General features: G+C 60.8%; 19 protein-coding genes. 16 read left to right on the forward strand and 3 right to left on the reverse strand.

Annotation, left to right across the window (positions count from 1 at the left end; translation table 11 throughout):
* The first annotated feature begins 85 nt into the window (after positions 1 to 85).
* On the forward strand, positions 86 to 2080 hold the full coding sequence (locus tag WDZ78_RS00180) for a putative bifunctional diguanylate cyclase/phosphodiesterase (RefSeq protein WP_425671984.1): 1995 nt from the start codon (positions 86 to 88) through the stop codon (positions 2078 to 2080).
* Positions 2081 to 2113: 33 nt separating this feature from the next.
* Here the strand turns inward: WDZ78_RS00180 and WDZ78_RS00185 are convergent, their stop codons facing one another.
* Positions 2114 to 3190 (reverse strand): Ldh family oxidoreductase, encoded by a 1077-nt coding sequence (locus WDZ78_RS00185; RefSeq protein WP_425671985.1) that lies wholly within the window; start codon positions 3188 to 3190, stop codon positions 2114 to 2116.
* 92 nt (positions 3191 to 3282) lie between these two features.
* Entirely contained in the window at positions 3283 to 5988 is a 2706-nt protein-coding gene (locus tag WDZ78_RS00190; protein WP_425671986.1) for a DNA translocase FtsK, read from the reverse strand.
* Positions 5989 to 6363: 375 nt separating this feature from the next.
* Between WDZ78_RS00190 and WDZ78_RS00195 the strand changes: the two genes are divergently transcribed.
* From WDZ78_RS00195 to WDZ78_RS00240, 10 genes are all read left to right on the forward strand, one after another.
* Positions 6364 to 7974 (forward strand): ABC transporter substrate-binding protein, encoded by a 1611-nt coding sequence (locus WDZ78_RS00195; protein ID WP_020011768.1) that lies wholly within the window; start codon positions 6364 to 6366, stop codon positions 7972 to 7974.
* 9 nt (positions 7975 to 7983) lie between these two features.
* Positions 7984 to 8973 (forward strand): ABC transporter permease, encoded by a 990-nt coding sequence (locus tag WDZ78_RS00200; protein ID WP_026363941.1) that lies wholly within the window; start codon positions 7984 to 7986, stop codon positions 8971 to 8973.
* Positions 8970 to 9800 (forward strand): ABC transporter permease, encoded by an 831-nt coding sequence (locus tag WDZ78_RS00205; RefSeq protein WP_425671987.1) that lies wholly within the window; start codon positions 8970 to 8972, stop codon positions 9798 to 9800. Before WDZ78_RS00200 ends, WDZ78_RS00205 begins: the two co-directional genes overlap by 4 nt.
* On the forward strand, positions 9797 to 10600 hold the full coding sequence (locus WDZ78_RS00210) for an ABC transporter ATP-binding protein (RefSeq protein ID WP_425671988.1): 804 nt from the start codon (positions 9797 to 9799) through the stop codon (positions 10598 to 10600). Before WDZ78_RS00205 ends, WDZ78_RS00210 begins: the two co-directional genes overlap by 4 nt.
* Positions 10597 to 11376: an ABC transporter ATP-binding protein gene (locus tag WDZ78_RS00215; protein WP_425671989.1), complete on the forward strand. Its 780-nt coding sequence runs from the start codon at positions 10597 to 10599 to the stop codon at positions 11374 to 11376. The genes WDZ78_RS00210 and WDZ78_RS00215 overlap by 4 nt, the downstream gene beginning before the upstream one ends.
* A 9-nt stretch (positions 11377 to 11385) precedes the next feature.
* Complete coding sequence (locus tag WDZ78_RS00220; RefSeq protein WP_425671990.1) at positions 11386 to 12504, forward strand: pyridoxal-phosphate-dependent aminotransferase family protein; 1119 nt, start codon at positions 11386 to 11388, stop codon at positions 12502 to 12504.
* Between the two features lie 164 nt (positions 12505 to 12668).
* Complete coding sequence (locus tag WDZ78_RS00225) at positions 12669 to 12857, forward strand: hypothetical protein (protein ID WP_003506556.1); 189 nt, start codon at positions 12669 to 12671, stop codon at positions 12855 to 12857.
* A gap of 66 nt (positions 12858 to 12923) precedes the next feature.
* A complete protein-coding gene (locus tag WDZ78_RS00230) occupies positions 12924 to 13430 on the forward strand; it encodes a helix-turn-helix domain-containing protein (protein ID WP_425671991.1) in 507 nt (168 codons plus the stop codon).
* A complete protein-coding gene (locus WDZ78_RS00235) occupies positions 13427 to 13831 on the forward strand; it encodes a VOC family protein (protein ID WP_425671992.1) in 405 nt (134 codons plus the stop codon). Before WDZ78_RS00230 ends, WDZ78_RS00235 begins: the two co-directional genes overlap by 4 nt.
* Positions 13832 to 13868: 37 nt before the next feature.
* Positions 13869 to 14096: a hypothetical protein gene (locus tag WDZ78_RS00240; protein ID WP_425671993.1), complete on the forward strand. Its 228-nt coding sequence runs from the start codon at positions 13869 to 13871 to the stop codon at positions 14094 to 14096.
* A gap of 138 nt (positions 14097 to 14234) precedes the next feature.
* On the opposite strand, the gene WDZ78_RS00245 is transcribed toward WDZ78_RS00240, so the two are convergent.
* The gene (locus WDZ78_RS00245) at positions 14235 to 16055 is read right to left on the reverse strand and encodes an IlvD/Edd family dehydratase (RefSeq protein ID WP_020011778.1); all 1821 of its coding nucleotides are present in this window, start codon (positions 16053 to 16055) and stop codon (positions 14235 to 14237) included.
* 521 nt (positions 16056 to 16576) lie between these two features.
* On the opposite strand from WDZ78_RS00245, the gene ytfQ reads away from it, so the two are divergent.
* The 5 genes from ytfQ to WDZ78_RS00270 all read left to right on the forward strand — a co-directional run bounded on the left by ytfQ (position 16577) and on the right by WDZ78_RS00270 (position 21908).
* Positions 16577 to 17536, forward strand: coding sequence for a galactofuranose ABC transporter, galactofuranose-binding protein YtfQ (ytfQ, locus tag WDZ78_RS00250; protein WP_003506544.1), 960 nt, complete (start codon positions 16577 to 16579; stop codon positions 17534 to 17536).
* 75 nt (positions 17537 to 17611) lie between these two features.
* Positions 17612 to 19135, forward strand: a complete 1524-nt coding sequence (locus tag WDZ78_RS00255) for a sugar ABC transporter ATP-binding protein (protein WP_060726863.1) — start codon at positions 17612 to 17614, stop codon at positions 19133 to 19135.
* Positions 19135 to 20178 (forward strand): ABC transporter permease, encoded by a 1044-nt coding sequence (locus WDZ78_RS00260; RefSeq protein ID WP_425672383.1) that lies wholly within the window; start codon positions 19135 to 19137, stop codon positions 20176 to 20178. Before WDZ78_RS00255 ends, WDZ78_RS00260 begins: the two co-directional genes overlap by 1 nt.
* On the forward strand, positions 20175 to 21155 hold the full coding sequence (gene yjfF, locus WDZ78_RS00265) for a galactofuranose ABC transporter, permease protein YjfF (RefSeq protein WP_003506538.1): 981 nt from the start codon (positions 20175 to 20177) through the stop codon (positions 21153 to 21155). Before WDZ78_RS00260 ends, yjfF begins: the two co-directional genes overlap by 4 nt.
* 18 nt (positions 21156 to 21173) lie before the next feature.
* The gene (locus WDZ78_RS00270; protein ID WP_020011781.1) at positions 21174 to 21908 is read left to right on the forward strand and encodes a FadR/GntR family transcriptional regulator; all 735 of its coding nucleotides are present in this window, start codon (positions 21174 to 21176) and stop codon (positions 21906 to 21908) included.

A 21908-nucleotide genomic window follows, 5' to 3' on the forward strand; every position in this document is an offset into this window, starting at 1 on the left:
GGAACCCGCACTGGGTGCGACAGCACACGGAAAAGTGGAATAAGCAGTTACTTAATAAAGTATACGCAACACTATGGGAAAGTGCATGAAGCACACATTGGGAGAGGTGAGTGGACAGCAAGACTATCGGCGGCCGGAGTCCCGGTTTTCTGAGGAACTTCTTGCCCTTTACCAGCAGGAAGGTGAGCGCAGCCGCCGTGGTTCAATCCGACGGGGCCTGTGGACCGCTGTTTTCATCTATCTGCTGTTTGCCGCAACCGACATCATTCTGATACCCGACGTCGCATCTTACACCATTCTCGCACGTTTCGCCGTCGTCATTTCATCGCTGCTGACGCTGGAAATTCAGCTGCGCAATGGCGCCAGCACTGCGGCGCTTGATATTACCTGCGCCACCGCTCTCGTCATGGGTTATATCGGCTGGCTATTACCTTCGCTGCTGACCGACAATACCGAAAACATGTCCTATTACATGGTTTTCGGGGCGATCTTCATGATGGGCGCCAACCTGTTTTTCACCTTCCGCTTTCATCTGTCGCTGGTGTCTTCGGGCATTATTCTTGTTACCTATTTTCTGGCGGCGACACAGTTTCCCGAAGATTCGTTCTACAAGTTCGCCTTCGGCACCTTCTACATTTCCTGCTTCGTCTTCACTTCCTACGTGAACTGGAACCTGAACCGGGAGCGCTACCACGTCTTCGTGAACGGGCTGGAGGCGAAGGCGCAGCAGAAGGCGGCGGACGAGCGTGGCCAGGCGCTGCTGCGGCTTTCCAACACCGACTCCCTGACCGGCCTTCAGAACCGCCGCGCCATTGATCATCATCTGCGCCTGTTGTGGGACAATTGGATCAGGAAGGAAGAAGGCTTTGCCGTTTTCCTGATCGACGTCGACTTCTTCAAGAAATACAACGACCGTTACGGCCATCAGGAAGGCGACAAATGCCTGATGACTGTTGGCACCGCCCTGCAGGATGCCATCACCGAACACGGCGCCTCAATCGGCCGCTATGGCGGTGAGGAATTCATCGTGCTCGCGCCGTTCAAGTCCAAGCAGCAGGTTGGCGAGCTGGCCGAGACGATCCGCCACACCGTTGAAAACCTGTCGCTCGCCCATGACCAGCGCCGGGACGGCACCTTCATCGTCACCGTCAGCATCGGTGCGTCCTTCACCCGCCCCAATCCGGACGGCAAGCTGGAAAAGATCATCAATGAAGCCGACCGCGCGCTCTATATTGCCAAGGGCAACGGCCGCAACTGCATGAAGCTGTTCGATCCCGATGATCCGCAGACCAGCGACGAGACAGAGAACATTGCCGCGCTGCTGAAAATCGCCATTGCGGAAAACCTCGTTTCCCTCGTCTACCAGCCGATTCTCAACGTCTCGACCAATGAGACAGCAGGGGTCGAAGCGCTGATGCGGCTTCGCCTGCTGGACGGGAACCCTGTTGCACCCGGTATTTTCATTCCGATTGCCGAGCGCACCGGCACGATCATGGAACTGGGCCTGTGGACCATCAAGACCGTCTGCAAACAGATACTGGCCGATGACAAGGTCGCTGTCGTCAGCGTCAACGTCTCGCCGATGCAATTGAAAAATCCCGGTTTCGCCACCTCGGTCGCGGCCATTCTCGTGGAGGCCGGCATTGCCGGCAACAGGCTCGCCTTCGAAATCACCGAAGGCGTCGACATGGAAATGCATTCGGACGTGCTGCGGTGTCTGAACGACCTGAAGACGCTCGGCATCAATATCTGGCTGGATGATTTCGGAACTGGTTTCGCAGGCCTTTCGTGGCTGCGCATGACGGATTTCGATACCGTCAAGATCGACCGCTCCTTCCTGCATGACAGCAAGACCCCGCGCGGCCGGGCGATGCTGCAGGACATGATCCGCCTCATCCGCAACCGCGGCCACAGGATCCTGATTGAAGGCGTGGAGACTGAGGAACAGCTAAGGCTGGTGCGGCAGATGGAGATCGACTACGCGCAGGGTTATTATATCGGCCGCCCCGTCGTCGCCGAAAGGCTGAGCCCGGCCGCCGCCGCCTATCCGCACCCGAACATGCTGCTGCGCCCCGCCTGACTCTGGGCTGAAGACGGAAAGCCGCAGGCAGATTTAATGATAGGCGGGCGGACTAACCGAGAATCTTGCCGCGAGTTCCGAGAACGCCTCTCGCGTGACGGGATCGACAGGAGCCCCTTCCCTTTCCCGTTTTGCGGCCACCGCCCACTCCCGGTCACCCGGCGCCATGACCTTGCAGTCTTCCCGCGCGGGGGATTCCCGCAGGACCTCGAGATAACGTTTCATGCCCTCATCGAACGCCTCCCGTTCCAGGAAGGCTTCCGGCTTCAGCGCCAGAACGAAGGCCCCAAGCCCGCGCGGCGTGGCAAAATCCGGCCCGCCCATGGGAGCGATATCGAAGCTGAGTTTCATGCCCGTGAGCACAGCACTGAAAATCTCCACCATTCCCGCAAGTGCCGCACCCTTGAACCCGAACTCGCCGCCGACCGGGGCAAGCATTTCAACGGCATGCGGATCGCGCGTATCGACGCCGTCTCCATCAGAGGCGACGCCTTGCGGCAGCTGCTGGCCGAGGCTCCGGTAAAGCAGAACGCGATTATAGGGCACCGCGCTGGTGGCCATGTCCAGCAGCCAGGGCATGTCATCTGCTGCCGGCACGCCAATGGCGATGGGGTTGGTGCCGTGGAAACGCATGGCGCCATCATGCAGGCGCACGAAACTGTCCGAATTGCAGAAGGCGAGGCCGATATAACCCTGTCGCGCAGCTTCCAGCGCATAGGCGCCGGCCGGGCCGAAATGTGAGGAGTTACGGATCGCCACCGCGCCGATGCCGAATTTTTCCGCAAGCGACATGGCGCTGTCCATGGCCGCATAGGTGGCGCGGGCGCCATGGGCGTGGTCGGCATCGATCGTTTCCACTGCGCCGAAGCCGGAAACACGGGCTATCTGCGGCCGCCGATTGAGACGCCCGCCTTCGAGCGCGGTAATATAATGGGCAAGCAGGCGAACTCCATGGCTGTCCACACCGAGCCTTGTGCCATGCATCATGGCGCGTGTCGCCGCATCGGCCGTTTCGTCATCAGTGCCGGCGGCCAGGAAAACGGTGCGGCAAAACCGCTCCAGCTCATCCAGACTCGCCAGAACGGTGGCTTTTTCATTGCTGTGCGCCATGAGGGAATCCTCCCAATTCCAGAACCCATGCCGCACAAGCTATTCACGGGGCGCGTTTTTGCAATCGAATATCGCGCGCCCCGAGGGCTCAATCAGTCTTCCGCTCCCATGGCATCGTAAGAAGAGCGTTCGCCGGCGATAATCGCGCGTTTGCCGACATGGTTGGCAGGCCCGACAATGCCTTCCTGTTCCATGCGCTCGACCAGCGAAGCGGCGCGGTTATAGCCCACGGACAGGCGGCGCTGGATATAGGATGTAGAGCACTTCTTGTCGCGCATCACCACCTTGACAGCCTTCTCGTAGAGATCATCGCTATCGTCCTCACCCATGGCGGACTTGTCGAAAACAGCGGTTTCCTCTTCCACCTCTTCGTCGGTCTCGTCGGCGTCTTCGGTAACGGTGCCGAGATATTCCGGACGTCCCTGCGTCTTCAGATGCGCGACCACCTTTTCCACTTCCTCGTCGGAAACGAAGGGGCCGTGGACACGCGCAATGCGGCCGCCGCCCATCATGTGCAGCATATCGCCCTGGCCGAGCAGATGCTCCGCGCCCTGTTCGCCAAGGATGGTGCGGCTGTCGATCTTCGACGTCACCTGGAATGAGATGCGGGTCGGGAAGTTCGCCTTGATCGTGCCGGTGATGACATCGACCGACGGGCGCTGGGTTGCCATAATGAGATGGATGCCGGCGGCGCGCGCCATCTGCGCCAGGCGCTGGATCGCACCTTCGATTTCCTTGCCCGCGACCATCATCAGGTCGGCCATTTCATCGACGATGACGACGATGTAAGGCATGGCCGTAAGGTCCATTTCCTCCTGCTCGTAAACCGCCTCGCCGGTGGCGCGGTCAAAGCCGGTCTGCACGTTGCAGAATACGGTCTCGCCCTTGGCCCGGGCGGCAGCGGCTCTTGCATTATAACCGTCGATATTGCGCACGCCGAGACGCGACATCTTGCGATAGCGATCTTCCATTTCGCGCACGGCCCATTTCAGCGCCATGACTGCTTTTTTCGGATCGGTGACGACAGGGGTCAGAAGATGCGGGATGCCGTCATAAACCGAAAGCTCGAGCATCTTGGGATCGACCATGATCAGGCGGCACTCTTCCGGTTTCAGGCGATAGAGCAGCGACAGGATCATGGTGTTGATGGCAACCGACTTGCCGGAGCCGGTGGTGCCGGCGACCAGAAGGTGCGGCATCTTCGCCAGTTCGGCGATGACAGGTTCGCCGCCGATGGTTTTGCCGAGGCAGAGCGCAAGCTTCTGGCGGGTTTCAGCGTAATCGGTAGCTTCGATCAGCTCGCGCAGATAAACCGTCTCACGCACCGGGTTCGGCAGTTCGATGCCGATGACATTGCGGCCGGGCACAACGGCGACACGTGCCGAAAGCGCCGACATGGAGCGGGCGATATCGTCCGAGAGGCCGATGACGCGCGAGGACTTGACGCCGGGGGCGGGCTCGAACTCGTACAGCGTGACGACAGGGCCGGGGCGAACATCGATGATCTCGCCCTTGATGCCGAAATCCTCCAGCACGCTTTCGAGAAGTCCGGCGCTCTGCTCCAGCGCTTCCGGCGTCATGGTCGTGGTCTGCTGGACGCGGGCTTCCTGCAGAAGATCGATGGAGGGGTATTCATATTCGCCTTCGGCAAAGATCGGCGCTTCGCGAAACATCGGCTGCGAGGCCTGGATGGGCGCGCGGACGGTGAAACGCGGCTCGGCCGCAATTTTCTCCACCGGCTGAACCTGCTCCACAGGTCTCTGCGTCTCGACCACCATAGGCGCTTCCGCGACTGGCGGCGGCGCGATTTCCTGTTCAGCAACCGCGATGGCGGCGGGAACGACGGACTGACGCACGCCGATCTCACGGTAAAGCCGAATTGCGGAACCGCCCGGCACGGTGACGACGGGAGGCTCGGATGAAAGTACGATCGCAGCGGCTGCTGGCGATGCAAAGGCGACCGGCGCGACGACAGCAGGTGCCGTGACCGAATTTGCAAGAGCGGCGCGCGCGGACGCTGAGACGCCCTCGCCGGCGCTGCCCGGCAGATCAAGCGTCATCACTTCCCAGAACAGCTCATCCGGCAGATGGGCGGCGAAAGCCGGAATGACGGCCTGCGGTGCGGTGGTCTGAACTGCATCGATGGCGGGCTCGACGGATGGCGGCTGAACCGGCGAGAATATCTGCTGCGCAGCCGCTTCTGCAGCCACGGAAATCTCCGTCTGAACCGGCATCCGGGCAGCAGCAGCCGCCTCTTCCGCCTGCTTGCGGGCGAGCTCCAGCCGCAATTTGTAGGTCAGCGCCCTCGCGCCCCGGGCATCCGGCGGCTGCGGCAGGAACGGCATGCGCGGCGGCGGCATGCGCTGCTCCGCCGGCTTTATGGCTGGTTGATTGACAGGAGCAACCTCCTGCTGCACAGCCTGTTGTTGCTCCACCACTTCCGGCTCCACTGCTTCAGGCGGAGCGACAGCCGGGACTTCCTCCTCCGGAATATTGGGGGTCTCGACCGGCACGCGCCGCGCAAACGCGCTTTCCGGCGTGCGGGTGAAACGGACATTCGGGCCGAGCACAAAAGCATTCTGCCAGCCGGGCATCTCGGCGCGGCCTTCGATGGCGTCGGCTGCGCTGACATCGGCATTCGGCTTGGGTGCCGCGCCGGCCTTCATCGCCGCCGTCTGTTGACCGGCAACCGACTGGCCGCCGGCATGACGAGCCTTCTCGCTCCCCTCCCCTACGCTATTGGACGAATTCTGGAATCTGGATCGGGAGAAGCTCATGGCAGCGTGCACACTCATCATAAACGTACATATTTCGGTCTCCCTGAAATAAAAAATAAAGGTTAATTACCCCTTTCCAAACGGGGTCGACGCGGCAGATTTTCGTTCCGTCCACAGGCGGCACGGGGCACATGCCATCGAGGTAACGGCATTCCAACCACTTAATTTTATTGGGTTATATCAAATTTTCAGAGCATTACCGAGGGCAAGAAGGCAAGGTGAGAAAAGCGCAGTACCGCCGGAAAGCATATTGTTTCCGCAAAGGCCCTCGCAACGTAAAATCATTGCTGTAAAGCCCGCGAATTAACGTGGACACTGCCGAGGTTGCAGCCTTAAGATCGGCCGGCCGCGGACCAAGCGGAAAGGCCCGCCCAGCCCTCATTTCCGGAGTGAATCATGTCGCCTGTCCACCTGTCCCGTCGCTCGCTTCTCAAGACCTCGCTTCTTCTTGCCGCAACCACGGGGCTGGCGGGCATTGCCGCTGCGCAGCAGGCGGCGCCCGGCGGAAGGTTGATCGTTGCGGCCGATTCGGAGCCGAAGAACCTCAATCCGGCGATCGTCGCCTCAAACGGCGTGTTTTATATTGCCAGCAAGATTATCGAGCCATTGGCCGAAGCCTCCTTCAACGGCAAGGACGGCCTGGAACCGCGCCTCGCAACCGAATGGGCGGGATCGGATGACGGGTTAAGCGCCACCTTCAAGCTGCGTGAGGGCGTGACCTGGCATGATGGCAAACCCTTTACCTCCGCGGACGTTGCCTTTTCGGCGCTCTCCGTCTGGAAACCATTGCAGAACCTCGGACGGCTGGTCTTTGCCAATCTCGATAAGGTTGACACGCCGGATGAACACACGGCGATCTTCCGCTTCTCCAAGCCAACGCCGTTCCAGCTCATCCGCAACGCGCTGCCGGTCGTCACGAGCGTCGTGCCGAAACATCTTTATGAAGGCACCGATATCGCCACCAACCCGGCCAATACCAAACCGGTCGGCACCGGGCCTTTCATCTTTGCCGAATACAAGCCCGGCGAATATTATCGCCTGACCCGCAACCCGAATTACTGGGGCAAGGGGCAGCCGCAGCTGGAGGAGATCATCTACCGCGTCCTGCCGGACCGGGCGGGAGCGGCTTCCGCGCTCGAAGCAGAGGAAATTCAGCTCGCCGCCTTTTCCGCCGTGCCTCTGGCCGATCTCGACCGCATCTCGAAGGTAGCGGGCATCAAGGTCATCGCCGATGGTTACGAGGCGCTGACCTATCAGCTGGTGGTCGAAATCAACCATCGCCGCAAGGAACTGGCCGATCTCAAGGTCAGACAGGCCATCGCCCACGCCATCGACAAAAAATTCGTCATCGACAAAGTCTTCCTCGGCTACGCCACGGCATCCACAGGCCCGGTGCCGAAAAACGCGCCGGAATTTTATACCGACGATGTCGAGACCTATGATTTCGATGTGGCCAAGGCCAATGCCCTGCTGGACGAGGCGGGTTATGCGCGCGGCGCGAACGGAGCACGTTTCTCCCTGAAACTTCTTCCGGCTCCCTATTTCAATGAAACCAGACAGTTCGGTTCCTATCTTCGTCAGGCGCTGCAGGAAATCGGCATTGATGCCGAGTTGGTCAATAATGATTCAGCAGCTCACCAGAAGGCCGTCTACACCGATCATGCCTTCGACCTCGCGATCGCGCCGCCGGTCTTCCGCGGCGATCCGGCGATTTCCACCACGATTCTCGTGCGTTCCGGCATTCCGGCGGGTGTCGGCTTCTCCAATCAGGGCGGTTACGAGAACAAGACGCTGGACGAACTGATCGACAAGGCGGCGGTAACGGTTGATACGGCGGCACGCACGGCGCTTTACAAGGATTTCCAGAAGCAGGTCACCGCCGATCTGCCGCTGATCAACGTCGCCGAATGGGGTTTCATCACGGTGGCGCGCGATACGGTCAAACATGTCGCCAGCAATCCCCGCTGGGCCGTTTCCAACTGGGCGGATACGACGGTCGACACCTGAGGACGCGCCGTGAAGCGTGCAACGACATTGCTGAAGCGACGGGCAGTCAGCGCCATTCCGGTGCTGCTGATTGTTCTCGTCTTCACCTTCGTGCTGCTTGAAAATGCCTCCGGAGACGCTGTGGATGCCTATCTCGTCTCCATCGGCGGCGGCGATGCCGGGCTGCGGGATGTATTGCGCGAGCAATATGGCCTGAACGGTTCGGTGCTTGCCCGTTTCTGGCTCTATGCCAGCTCGGTGCTGCGGCTCGATCTCGGCTGGTCGCTTGCCTTCGACCGGCCGGTGCTGGGGCTGATCCTCGAACGGTTGCCGAACACGCTTCTCCTGATGGGCAGCGCTACCATACTCGCCTTCATCCTCGGCACCGGACTTGGCATCGTGGCCGGTGCGCGTCCCGGCGGGCTGACGGATCGCGTGCTTTCAACGCTTTCGCTGGCGCTTTACGCCACGCCCGGCTTCTGGCTTGGCCTCGTGCTCGCAATCGTCTTCGCCGTTCAACTCAAATGGCTACCCACCTCAGGCATCGAAACCATCGCCTCGGGCAAGCAGGGATTTGCAAGGGCGCTGGATATTGCCCGTCATCTCGTGTTGCCGGTCGCCAGTCTCGGCCTCATCTACCTGGCGCTTTTCCTGCGCGTCATGCGCACCGCCATGGCCGCGGTCTGGCCGCTGGATTTCGTGCTGTTCGCCAGGTCAAAAGGGCTTTCCAAACGGCGGATCGTGCTGCGCCATGTCGCGCGCAATGCCGCTCTTCCGCTCGTCACCGTGCTCGGCCTGCAGGCCGCAACCATGCTGGGCGGCAGCGTGGTGATCGAAAGCGTCTTTGCCATTCCCGGCTTTGGCAGGCTGGCGCAGGAAGCCGTCAGCGGCCGCGACACGCCGCTTTTGATGGGCATTATTCTGACCAGCGCCGTCTTCGTCATCCTCGTCAATCTCGCCGTCGATATTCTCTATGCCGTCCTCGATCCGCGCATCGGCAGCGGGGAGCGACAGGCATGAGTTTCGCTCTCCGGCTGCTGCGCAGTTTCGAAGGCGCCACAGGAGCCATCATTCTGGTGCTGCTTGCCATGACGGCGCTCGCCGCCCCCCTCCTCTTTCCGGGCGACCCGCTGGCCATTGTCGGCGAACCGCTGATCGCGCCCTTTACGGACGCCGCCCTGCCTCTCGGCACCGACCGGCTGGGCCGCGACGTGCTGGCCGAACTTGCCCATGGCGCGCAGGCCTCCCTGCTCGTCGGCATGGGCGCCGCCGCCGCGGCACTGGTCATCGGCACCGTCATCGGCACCATTGCCGGATTTGCCGGCGGCCTCGTGGATGAAGCTTTGATGCGCGTCACCGACGCCTTTCAGATCGTGCCGAATTTCCTGCTCGCACTCGCCTTCGTCAGCACCATCGGTCCCTCCATGCCCATTGTCATTCTCGCCATTGCGCTCGGCGCATGGGCGGATCCGGCGCGGCTGATGCGGGCGCAGGTGTTGAGCATCCGCGAACGCGATTATGTGCAATCCGCGCGCGCCATCGGCATGCGTCCGCTGGAGATTGCGTTCAGGCAGATCCTGCCCAACGCGCTGCCGCCGGTTCTGGCGCTCGCCGCCATCATCGTCGCGGCCGCCATACTGACTGAGGCGGCACTGTCCTTCCTCGGGCTCGGCGATCCCAATATCGTCACCTGGGGGTCGATGATCGCGGAAGGACGCAACGTCCTGCGCTCGGCCGCTTTTTTGTCCGTCATCCCCGGCATCGGCCTTTTGGTCACGGTTCTCGGCGTTTATCTTCTAGCAGAAGGCATCAACAGGGCGATGGCGACGAGGAGGCAAGCGCCATGAGCGGCGATGCGCTGTGCCGGATCGACGATCTCAGCGTTTTTTATGCAACAGGCAATGCGCCGGCGTTGCAGAATGTCGCGCTGACCATCCGGCAGGGGCAAAGGTTGGCGATCATCGGCGAAAGCGGTTCGGGAAAATCCACGCTCGGCAGAGCCATCGCCGGGCTTCTCCCAGGCAACGCGCGTATTTCCGGTGATATTTCCTGGAGCCGCGATAGCGGCCTGTTTCACGGCAGGCCGCTGCCGGGGCGCGATATCGGCACGATCTTTCAGGATACTGGCGCGACACTCAACCCGGTTCTCAGCATCGGCGAACAGGTGGCGGAAGGGGCCGTGCGGCATCTCGGCCTGTCATGGAGGCAAGCACGCGATCTTGCCCGCGACCTTCTGGAGCGGGTGCGGCTGCCGCATCCCTCCCATCTGCTCGGCGCCTATCCGCACCAGCTTTCCGGCGGCCAGAGGCAACGCGTGGCGATTGCCGCCGCCATTGCCGCCAGTCCTTCGATCCTGATTGCCGACGAGGCCACGAGCGCGCTCGATACTGTCAGCCAAGCCGCCATCGCCACGCTGCTGGACGATCTGGTGCGACAGGAAAACAAAACGCTGGTCTTCATCACCCATGATATCGGCCTTGCTTCCAGCCTTGCCGACGAGATCGCGGTTCTGCGCGCGGGGCTGCTGGTGGAACATGGACCGACACGGCGGGTGCTTTCCAAACCCGCCCATGACTATACGCGTGCGCTGCTTGCCGATTATCTCGATCTCTCGACCCCGCCGCTCATCAGCGAGGCCGCGTCATGAACGAAGCCCTTCTGAGCGTCGACGGACTGTCGAAAACCTATCGCACCGGCGCAAGAACGGTGGCGGCGCTTTCCGATATCTCCTTTTCGCTTCAGCCCGGTGAGACGCTGGGACTTGCCGGTCCCTCCGGCTGCGGAAAATCGACGCTGGCGCGCATTCTGATGCGGCTGATCCCGGCTGACGAAGGCACGATCCATTTCAAAGGCCGCGATTGGCTGGCGCTTGACGGCGGGAAGCTTCGAGCCGCCCGCCAGCACATGCAGATGGTGTTTCAGGATACGCATGGCGCATTCAATCCGCGCGCCAGCGTCGAAGATGCCATCGGCGAGCCGTTGCGCATTCATCGCATGGTCGCAAGACGCGAGCGTGCAGCGGAAATACGCCGTCTCCTCGAGCGCGTGGGCCTGCCCGCCAGCTATGCCAGCCGCTCGGTCTTCGAGCTTTCCGGCGGACAGAGGCAACGCGTCGCGATCGCGCGGGCCATTGCACTCAAGCCGTCGCTTCTCATTCTGGATGAAGCCGTCTCTGCGCTGGATGTTTCAGTTCGCAGGCAAATCCTCGAACTTCTGGTGGAAATCCAGCGCGAGACGGCCGTTTCCTGTATTTTCGTCTCCCACGACCTCGCAGTCATCCGCGCCGTCTGCCACCGCGTCGCCATCATGGAAGCGGGACGGATCGTTGAAATCGGCAGGACGGGAAATATCGTCTCCGCGCCGCAATCCTCGACCGCCAGAACCCTGATAGACGCCGCGCCGCGCCTGACCATCACCACGTAAGGAAAAGACATGCCCGTTCCCGATTATGCATTGCTGCTCGACCCACCCGCTTTTCCTGCGGAGCGTTATGCCGCTCTTGCCGACCGGCTGGCAGCCTTGATGGGCACGGAGAACGACGTCCTTCTCATACAGGCGGAAGCCGTGCTGGCGCTTGAGGCAGCGGCGACAAGCCTTGCGCGACCGGGCCTGAGGGCGCTCAACATCGTTACCAGCCCCTATGGCGCATGGTTCGGCGGCTGGCTGGAAAGGGGCGGCGCGACGGTGCGCAACCTGACGGCCAGCCCGGCGAAGCCGGTCACACTGAAGGAGGTGGAGCAGGCGCTGGACGAAGGGCCGGATTTCGATCTTCTCGCCATCGTCCACGCGGAATCGGCAAGCGGCATTCTCAACCCCCTGCCCGCCATCGCCGCACTCGCTCGGCAAAGGGGCATCGTGCCCCTCGTTGATGCCGTCGCGTCCATCGGCGGACATGCCTTCGAGGCTGACCGGCTGGGCATCGATATCGCCGTCATCGGCCCGCAAAAGGCGCTGGCCGGGCCGGCCGGGGTTTCCGCCATTTCCGTCAGCGAAAAAGCGTGGGAGCTTCTTTCCCATGGTGGTGCACCTGACAACTCCATGCTCTCGCTTCTGGACCAGAAGAAACTCTGGCTTGATGCCGGCCGCGGCGCGCTGCCCGGAACGCCCGCGCCGCTGGAATTTTATGCGCTGGAGGCCACCCTCGACCGGATAGAGGCGGAAGGTCTGGCATCCGCCAATGAGCGCCACGAAAGGGCGGCGGCGGCCACCCGGAACGGCATCAGGGCGCTCGGTATTCCAACCTGGGTAGAGGAGCCGCACGCCTCCGCCCTCGTTTCCACCGCTATCCTGCCGGATACCGTCGAAGCCAAGACATTCCTCGCCGCTGCATCCCAAAAGCATGGCGCGGATATTTCCGCCGGAGTGGGCCCCGGCGCGGAACGGCTGATAAGGCTCAACCACACCGGCCGGCGGGCGCATCCGGAGGCGGTGAAAGCCAATATCGTGGCCTTCTCCAGCGCCTTGAAAAGCCTCGGCCATGCTGCGGACACCGATTCCGCGCTGGAGGCGACCGAAAAAACCTATTCTGACGCCGATCCGAACCGCGTGTGAAGATGGCGATAAACATTCATTGCGCAAAATCCGGCAGCAGTGAAACGTCAGTCACGACATTGTTGTTAAAAATGGTAGACAAATTCCTCGGTCAATCTTGACGAAATCATGGCAACGCGCGAAACTTAACACACCGTTAACTCGCGTGAAGAAGGGAACTGGCCATGGTAGCAGGGTTCAACATGCTCTCCTTTGACCTCTTTGGCATCGGCCGAAGGATGCCCGTCGTCAACGAGCGGGTGGAAACCGAGTTTCAGGACAAAACGCCGCGCAGACCTGATGACGAGTCGCATGACGATGACCGCGACCAGGAATATGAGTTGTTCTTCTGGTCGCTTTATCCGGTGATCTAAGCGGTCTCGGCGGCCTGCCGCGCGTGAAACTTGCCAAGGGCCACCGGTTCATTCAATGATTGGCGCATGCGCCCGTCCGGAAATGACAAAAACTCTGCAAACAGAGACTTGAAACTGCTGCGCCGCCTTCTGCGCGCCAGGGATCATATGGATGCCGCGCCCCATGAGGCGTGGCCTGTTTCACGACTTGCCAGTGTCAGCGGCGCCTCACAGGCCCATTTCGCGAGATCGTTTCGCGATGCCTTCGGCATACCCCCTCACCGCTATCTGCTGACCCGCCGGGTGGAGCGCGCCGTGGCGCTTCTGCGTGACACGGACCTTGCGATCATCGAAATCGCGCTGCAGACCGGCTGGAACAGCATCGGCACCTTTGGCCGTGTTTTCCGCGATGTGACGGGGGAAAATCCGAGTGAGTTGCGGCGCGGGATGCGGCTTTCGCCCGCCGATCTCGAGCAGGTTCCCCATTGCTTCGTCAGCGCCGCAAATCGCCCTCATCTCACAATCGCAGTTTCGGAGAAGCGCCGGCGAACGAAAAGCGCTAGGCACGACGAGCGAAAGGGAGATATCTCATGAAAAATGGTGTTCAAGTTGTCGGGCTTTACGTTCGTGATCAGGACGAAGCGCTGCAATTCTACGTCGAAAAACTTGGATTTCGTGTGCACACCGACGCGCGCAACGGCGATTATCGCTGGTTGACCGTGCAGCACCCGGACCAACAGGATTTCCAGCTGGGCCTGTTTCGGCCGCAGGCTCCGACCGTTGACGATGCCACGGCGCAAGATCTGAACGAAGCCGTGGCCAAAGGCGCCATGCCGCCGCTGGTTCTGGTGGTCGAGGATTGCCAGAAAGCCTTTGACGCCATGCACAAACGCGGCGTCGAATTCACCCAGCAACCGATCGCCCGCTACGGCTCGGTGGATGCGAGCTTCCGCGATCCTTCCGGCAATGGCTGGAAGCTCATTCAGGCCCGCTGAAGCGCCATGTGTCACATTCCATCATGGATGCATTTTCTTGGGGGCGACTTTGATCTTGCGAAACTGGATAAGGCAGAGCCATCGGTGGCTGGGCATTCTGCTAACCATCACCATTCTGGCGAACTTCGTTTCGATGGCCTTCGGTCCGACGCCATCGGTGATCGTCTATGCTCCGCTGTTGCCGCTGACTTTGCTTATTTTCAGCGGGCTGTACATGTTCTTCCTGCCGTATCTGGGAAAGCCGCCAGCCCCATCGGGGAAGTAGGCAGGTAAGCAACGAAAACATCGTGCTCTTCGCCCGCCCGCAAAGTTCACGCGATTGCGGAGCACGGCGCTTAAAATGCTTCAGCCCCGGGTTCTACCCCGGGGCTGATTAAAAAGCGGTCAGCCGAAACGGCCTTGCTTAGTGGTTGTCGCGCGGCAGGCCCTTGGTCTGGGCGATGCGCTGATATTTTACGGCTGGCTCCAGAACCGCGCCGGTTTCCATCTGGCTGACGATGCCGCGCTGGATTTCCTGCCATGGCGTCTGATGGTCAGGGAACTTGTAACCGCCCTCGGCGGAAAGCGCCTCGTAACGCTTGGCCAGTTCCTCACCTGATATCAGGATGTCGGCCTTGCCGCGACCCACATCGATGCGAACGCGGTCACCCGTCTGCAGGATGGCGAGACCGCCACCGGCCGCAGCTTCGGGAGATGCATTGAGGATGGACGGGCTGCCCGACGTGCCGGACTGGCGGCCGTCGCCGATGCAGGGCAGCGAATTGACGCCTTCCTTCAACAGATAGTCCGGTGCGCGCATGTTCACCACTTCCGCAGCACCCGGATAACCGATCGGGCCGGCGCCGCGCATGAACAGGACGGTGTTGGCGTCGATCTTCAGCGACGGGTCGTCGATGCGGTGGTGGTAATCCTCCGGACCGTCAAACACCACGGCGCGGCCTTCGAAGGCTTCCGGGTCGTTCGGGTTGGAGAGATAACGGTTGCGGAACTCTTCCGAGATCACGCTCGTCTTCATGATGGCGGAGGAGAACAGGTTGCCACGCAGAACGCGGAAGCCCGCACGCTCCTTGAGCGGCTGGTCGTAAGGGCGGATGACCTTTTCGTCTTCGATGATGGCGCCACGGCAATTGTCGCCGATGGTCTTGCCGTTGACGGTCATCGCGTCTTCCTTGATGAGCCCCTGAGTCATCAGCTGGTTGACGACTGCCGGAACGCCGCCGGCATGGTAATAATCCTCACCGAGATATTCGCCGGCCGGCTGCAGGTTGACGAGCAGCGGCACGTCTTCGCCATAGGTCTGCCAATCATCGACAGTCAGTTCGACGCCGACATGGCGTGCTAGGCCGTTCAGGTGAATCGGCGCGTTGGTGGAGCCGCCGATCGCCGAGTTGACGCGGATGGCGTTGATGAAGGCATCCTTCGTCATGATGTCAGAAGGTTTGAGGTCTTCCTTGACCATTTCAACGATGCGCAGGCCGGTGAGATAGGACACTTCCTGACGGTCGCGGTAAGGCGCCGGAATGGCGGCGGAACCCGGAAGCTGCATGCCGAGCGCTTCGGCGAGCGAGTTCATGGTCGTTGCCGTGCCCATGGTGTTGCAATAGCCGGTGGACGGGGCCGACGAAGCGACGAGCTTGACGAAGCCCTGATAATCGATCTCGCCCTTTGCCAGCAGTTCGCGGGCCTTCCAGACGATGGTGCCGGAACCGGTGCGCTCGCCACGGAACCAGCCGTTCAGCATGGGGCCGACGGAAAGGGCAATCGCGGGAATGTTGACGGTGGCCGCCGCCATAAGACAGGCAGGCGTGGTCTTGTCGCAGCCGATGGTCAGAACGACGCCGTCGAGCGGATAGCCATAAAGCACTTCCACGAGGCCGAGATATGCAAGGTTACGGTCGAGACCGGCGGTCGGACGCTTGCCGGTTTCCTGGATCGGATGCACCGGGAATTCGATGGCGATGCCGCCCGCTTCACGGATACCTTCACGCAGGCGGTTAGCCAGTTCCAGATGGTGGCGGTTGCAGGGCGAAAGGTCCGAGCCGGTCTGCGCAATGCCGATGATCGGGCGGTCGGACTGAAGTTCAGCCTGGCTCAGGCCGAAATTCATGTAACGCTCGAGATAAAGCGCCGTCATATCCGCATTGGCGGGGTTGTCGAACCACGCGCGCGAACGAAGCTTGCCTCCCTTGCCTTGGGTTGCGGGCAGATTGTCGGATTTGGTCATGATGCGGTCTCCAGCCGGAAGTGGCCAACGGTAAAATATTACGAAATGCGACAAGCTTATGTTGTGCGCAAGGAAAATGGAATCAGCTTTCGGAGATCACGCATAACCGACAGTGAGAGCCCAGACGAGTAGGCTTGGGCTGCTCTGCGGCTTTAACCGAATATTTTTCGGCATTTACGGCCATCGCAGGATTGCGCAAAGGAATCTCCCTCCCTCTTTTGCCGATTGAATTCCGATCGCAAGGCCCGAAATTCCGGCAAAAATCATCTTCTTATTTGTATTACTATTAGACGAAGCCATATGCTGTCAAGCGCTATAGCGGTGTGAGCAGCAGCAATACCGGGTGTTTGAACCACAAAACATGAATCATTTATCCATTTGATATTAATTAATATATTTCAAAATCTGAGGTCAGGAACACCATTCTGAAATTGAAATATGCGAAAATGCCTCTTTTCAAGAGTATTACTATATGCTCATAGTGTTGGCGTCACGCTGACATCATCTCTGGGAGGATTAAGATGAGAAAAGCTCTCGCGACAGTTACTGTCGCCGTTTCGCTGTGCCTTGCATCAAGTGTTTCCGCCAAATCGCTTACCGTCGGCTTCTCGCAGATCGGTTCGGAATCCGGCTGGCGCGCGGCTGAAACCACCGTCACCAAACAGCAGGCAGAGAAGCGCGGCGTCACGCTTAAATTCGCCGACGCGCAGCAGAAGCAGGAAAACCAGATCAAGGCCGTTCGCGGCTTCATCGCGCAGGGCGTGGACGCGATCCTGATCGCGCCGGTCGTCGCAACCGGCTGGGACGCCGTGCTGAAGGAAGCCAAGGAAGAAAAAATCCCTGTCATCCTGCTCGACCGTCAGATCGAGGCTCCGGACGATCTTTACCTGACCGCCGTAACCTCCGATCAGGTTCATGAAGGCAAGGTTGCCGGCGACTGGCTGGTCAAGGACGTCGGCTCCAAGGATTGCAAGGTGGTGGAATTGCAGGGCACGACCGGCTCTTCGCCCGCCATCAACCGCAAGAAGGGCTTCGAAGAAGCCATTGCCTCGCACAAGAACATCAAGATCGCACGCTCGCAGACGGGTGACTTCACCCGCACCAAGGGCAAGGAAGTGATGGAAAGCTTCATCAAGGCCGAAGGCGGCGGCAAGGACATCTGTGCGGTCTACGCCCACAATGACGACATGGCCGTCGGTGCGATCCAGGCGATCAAGGAAGCCGGCCTGAAGCCCGGAACCGACATCAAGATCGTCTCCATCGATGCCGTGCCTGACATCTTCAAGGCCATGGCAGCCGGTGAAGCCAACGCGACCGTCGAGCTGACGCCTGACATGGCCGGCCCGGCCTTCGACGCGCTCGAAGCCTATCTGAAGGACAAGAAGGCGCCAGCGAAGTGGATTCAAACCGAATCCAAACTTTATACGGCATCCGATGATCCGATGAAGGTCTACGAGGCGAAGAAGGGTCTGGGTTACTGATACCCTATTCTTCGGAAGGAGCGGCGCGTCGTTCGTGCCGCTCCATCATGGCATTCTTCATGCGGAACCTGCTCAATGTCCGAAACGGCACCACTTCTGGAAGCACGCGCCATCGGCAAATCCTTTTTGGGGATCACGGCGCTCGATGGCGTCGATTTTTCGCTCGGGCACGGTGAAATCCATGCCCTGCTTGGCGAAAACGGCGCGGGCAAATCGACGCTCATCAAAATCCTTACTGGCGTTTATCACCGCGACAGCGGCTCGATCTTTCTGGAGGGCGGCGAAATCTCGCCCACCAATGTGGGCGAGGCGCAGGCGCTTGGCATCGGCACGGTCTATCAGGAAGTGAACCTTCTCGAAAATCTGACGGTTGCCGAAAACCTGTTTCTCGGCCGCCAGCCGCGCCGCTTCGGGCTGATCGACCGCAGCACGATGCAGAAGAATTCGCAGGCGCTGCTCGCCCAATACGGGCTTTCCATCGACGTCAACGCCCTGCTTTCCAGCTATTCCGTCGCTATCCGCCAGATCATCGCCATTGCCCGCGCCGTCGATCTTTCCGGCAAGGTGCTGGTGCTCGACGAGCCGACCGCCAGCCTCGACGCCCATGAGGTCGAGATGCTGTTCGGGGTTTTGAAAAACCTGCGCGCCCGCGGCATCGGCATCATCATCATCACCCACTTCCTCAATCAGGTCTATGATATTGCCGACCGGGTGACGGTGCTGCGCAATGGCCGCCTCGTCGGCACCCGCGACATCGGCAGCCTGCCGAGGTCCGAACTCATTTCGATGATGCTCGGTCGCGAGCTTCAGCATATTACCCACGAGCATCAGGCCACCGAAGATACGGTCGCCGAGGGCGAGCCGCCAATCCGGTTCGAAGCCTATGGCAAGCGCGGCAGCATCGCCCCCTTTGATCTCGGCATCCGGCCGGGAGAGATCGTCGGCGTCGCCGGTCTTCTTGGCTCCGGCCGAACGGAGACCGCCTTCCTGCTGTTCGGCATCGACCGTCCCGATACCGGCACGGCGATGATTGACGGAAAACCAGCGGCGATTTCGTCTCCCGAGGCCGCCATTGCGGCCGGGTTCGGCTTCTGTCCGGAAGAGCGCAAAACGGACGGCATTATCGGCGACTTTTCTGTCACCGATAATATCGCTCTGGCGCTTCAGGCGCGGCAGGGCTGGGCACGGCCACTATCGCGCCGACAGAAGGCGGAGCTTGCCGAAAGCTTCATCAAATCGCTCGATATCCGCCCGGCCGACCCTAACCGGCCGATCAAATTCCTGTCCGGCGGCAACCAGCAGAAGGCCATTCTGGCGCGCTGGCTCGCCACCCAGCCCAGATTGCTGATACTCGACGAGCCGACACGCGGCATCGATATCGGCGCGCATGCGGAAATTCTCAAAATGATCGAAAAACTCTGCGGCGAAGGCATGTCGCTCGTCGTCATCTCCTCCGAACTGGAAGAACTGACGGCCGTTGCGCATCGTGTGGTCGTGCTTTCCGACCGCCGCCATGTCAGTGAATTGAAAGGCAGCGAAGTGACCGCCGACAACATCATGCGGGCAATTGCGGATGCGGCGAAAACGGAGGCGGCATGATGGTGGCTGTGACGCGACGCTTCAAAAGACTTGCTCCCCAGCTTGCCGCGCTCTTTATCATTCTGGCAGCAATTACAATCATTTCGCCGGGTTTCCTGCATGTTTCTTTCCAGAATGGCCGGCTCTATGGCAGTCTGGTGGATATTCTCGTGCGCGCCGCTCCCGTGGCTCTGCTGACCATCGGCATGACGCTGGTCATAGCCACCAAGGGTATCGATCTTTCCATCGGCGCGGTCATCGCCATCTGCGGCGCGGTCGCGGCCACGCTCATCAGCAATGGCCATTCAATTCCCTCGGTCATCGTCATCTCACTTGCGGTGGGCATTGCCTGCGGCCTGTGGAACGGCGTGCTGGTCGCCCTTCTCGACATACAGCCGATCATCGCCACCCTGATCCTGATGGTGGCCGGGCGCGGCATCGCCCAGCTTATTACCGAGGGTGTCATTCTCACCTTCAACAATGACAGCTTTGCCGCCATCGGCTCCGGCTCGTTCGCAGGCATCCCGCTGCCCGTCATCATCTGGGTGGCGGCGGCGCTGTTGATCGGCCTTCTGGTGCGTAAAAGCGCGCTCGGTTTCCTGATCGAGGCCACAGGCATCAATCGCCGTGCAGCGGCGCTCGCCGGCGTGCGGGCCCGCTTCCTGCTGTTTTTCGTCTATGCCGTCTCCGGCCTCTGCGCGGCCATCGCCGGCATGATCGTGACCGCCGATATTCGCGGCGCGGATGCCAACAATGCCGGGCTGTGGCTGGAGCTGGACGCGATCCTGGCGGTCGTGATCGGCGGCACATCGCTGAATGGCGGCCGCTTTTCCATCACGGCGTCGCTGATCGGCGCGCTCATCATCCAGACCATCAATACCGGCATCCTCGTTTCGGGCTTTCCGCCGGAATTCAACCTCATCATCAAGGCAGGCATCATCATGGTGGTGCTCACACTGCAATCGCCGGCAATCGTGGCGGTTCTGGGCTTCGTCAGACCGCCCAAGCCGCACCCCAAACCGGTCACCACCAACGGCATGACCAAGGAAGGAACCGCGCGATGATCCACAGCCGCAATCTCCCCTTCCTCACCACGCTGACGATCTTCGTGGTCGCCTATCTGCTGTGCGTGCTGCAATATCCGTCTATCCTGTCAACGCGCGTGATCGGCAATCTTCTGACCGACAACGCCTTTCTCGGCATCGCGGCTGTAGGCATGACCTTTGTCATCCTGTCGGGCGGCATCGATCTCTCCATCGGTTCGGTCATCGCCTTCACCAGCGTCTTCGTGGCGGTCATGGTCGGCACCTATAACATCCATCCGCTGCTGGCCTTCGCCATCGTGCTGGCGGTCTCAACGCTGTTCGGCTGCCTGATGGGGGCGATGATCCGCTTCCTGTCGATCCCGCCTTTCGTGGTGACGCTGGCGGGCATGTTTTTGGCGCGTGGTGCTGCTTACCTTATCTCCACCCAGTCTGTGCCGATCTCGCACCCCTTCATCGATGCGATACAGGGCTTTTATTTCCGCTTTCCGGGCGGCGGCAGGCTGACGGCGCTGGCCATGCTGATGCTTCTCGTCTTCGCCGCAGGCATGCTCATCGCCAGCCGCACCCGGTTCGGCGCCAATGTCTATGCGCTCGGCGGCAATCCGCAGTCGGCCGAGCTGATGGGCGTGCCGATCGGAGCAACGACCATCGGCATCTATGCGCTGTCAGGTTTCCTGTCGGGCCTCGCCGGCATCGTTTATACGCTCTACACCTCGTCAGGTTATTCGCTGGCGACGGTGGGCGTGGAACTGGACGCCATCGCCGCCGTCGTCATCGGCGGGACGCTTTTGACCGGCGGTACGGGGCTGGTGGCGGGAACCTTCATCGGCCTTCTGATACAGGGGCTGATCCAGACCTACATCGTTTTTGACGGGACGCTTTCTTCCTGGTGGACGAAAATCGTCATCGGTGTGCTGCTTTTCGTCTTCATCGTGTTGCAGCGCGCAATCATCTGGTATTCAAACAGGAGACTGGCCGGACCACATCCGGCATAATTGCCAAGGGAGGCATGCTTGGGGCTGCTCGAAACGACGATAAGCGGGCGAAAACGCCGGAACAGCCACGCCCATGTGGTCTCCGAACTCGGCAGCGCCATCGTCTCGGGCAGGATTGCGGAAGGCTCCCTGCTGCCCAATGATGCCGAACTCTCCTTGCGGTTCGGCGTCTCCCGCACCGTGCTGCGCGAAACCATGAAGACGCTGGCGGCCAAGCGGCTGGTGGAACCCAAGGCCAAGGTGGGCACCCGCGTTCTAGACCGCTCCAGCTGGAACTTCTTCGATCCCGACGTGCTGGGCTGGCGCTGCGAGGCCGGCATAGATCAGGAATTCGTCACGCATCTGGCGGAGATCCGCCTGGCGCTGGAACCGGCGGCGGCAGCAGCAGCGGCGCTGCAGGCCTCCAATGACGATATCGTTTCCCTTTACGTCATCGCCGCCAAATTCGACAATCCGAAACATACGCCGGAAAGCATCGCCAAGGTCGATCTCGAATTTCACCTTGCGGTCGCGCATATGTCCGGCAACCCCTTCATGCGCTCGGCAAGCGGGCTGATCGAAGCCGCACTTGCGATATCCTTCCAGCTCTCGTCACCGGCCGCTTCACCCGGCACCATCGCCGAGATCGCCTCCAATCATCTGCGTATCGTACACGCGATTGCGGCGCGTGACGCGGATGCGGCGGTGAAAGCCATGCGCCATGTGATCGAGGTAGGCAAGGACCGGACGCAGAACGCGATCAAGGCGCCCTAA

Source organism: Agrobacterium sp. M50-1, from assembly GCF_049843495.1.
In the GTDB taxonomy this organism is placed as follows: Bacteria; Pseudomonadota; Alphaproteobacteria; order Rhizobiales; family Rhizobiaceae; genus Agrobacterium; species Agrobacterium radiobacter.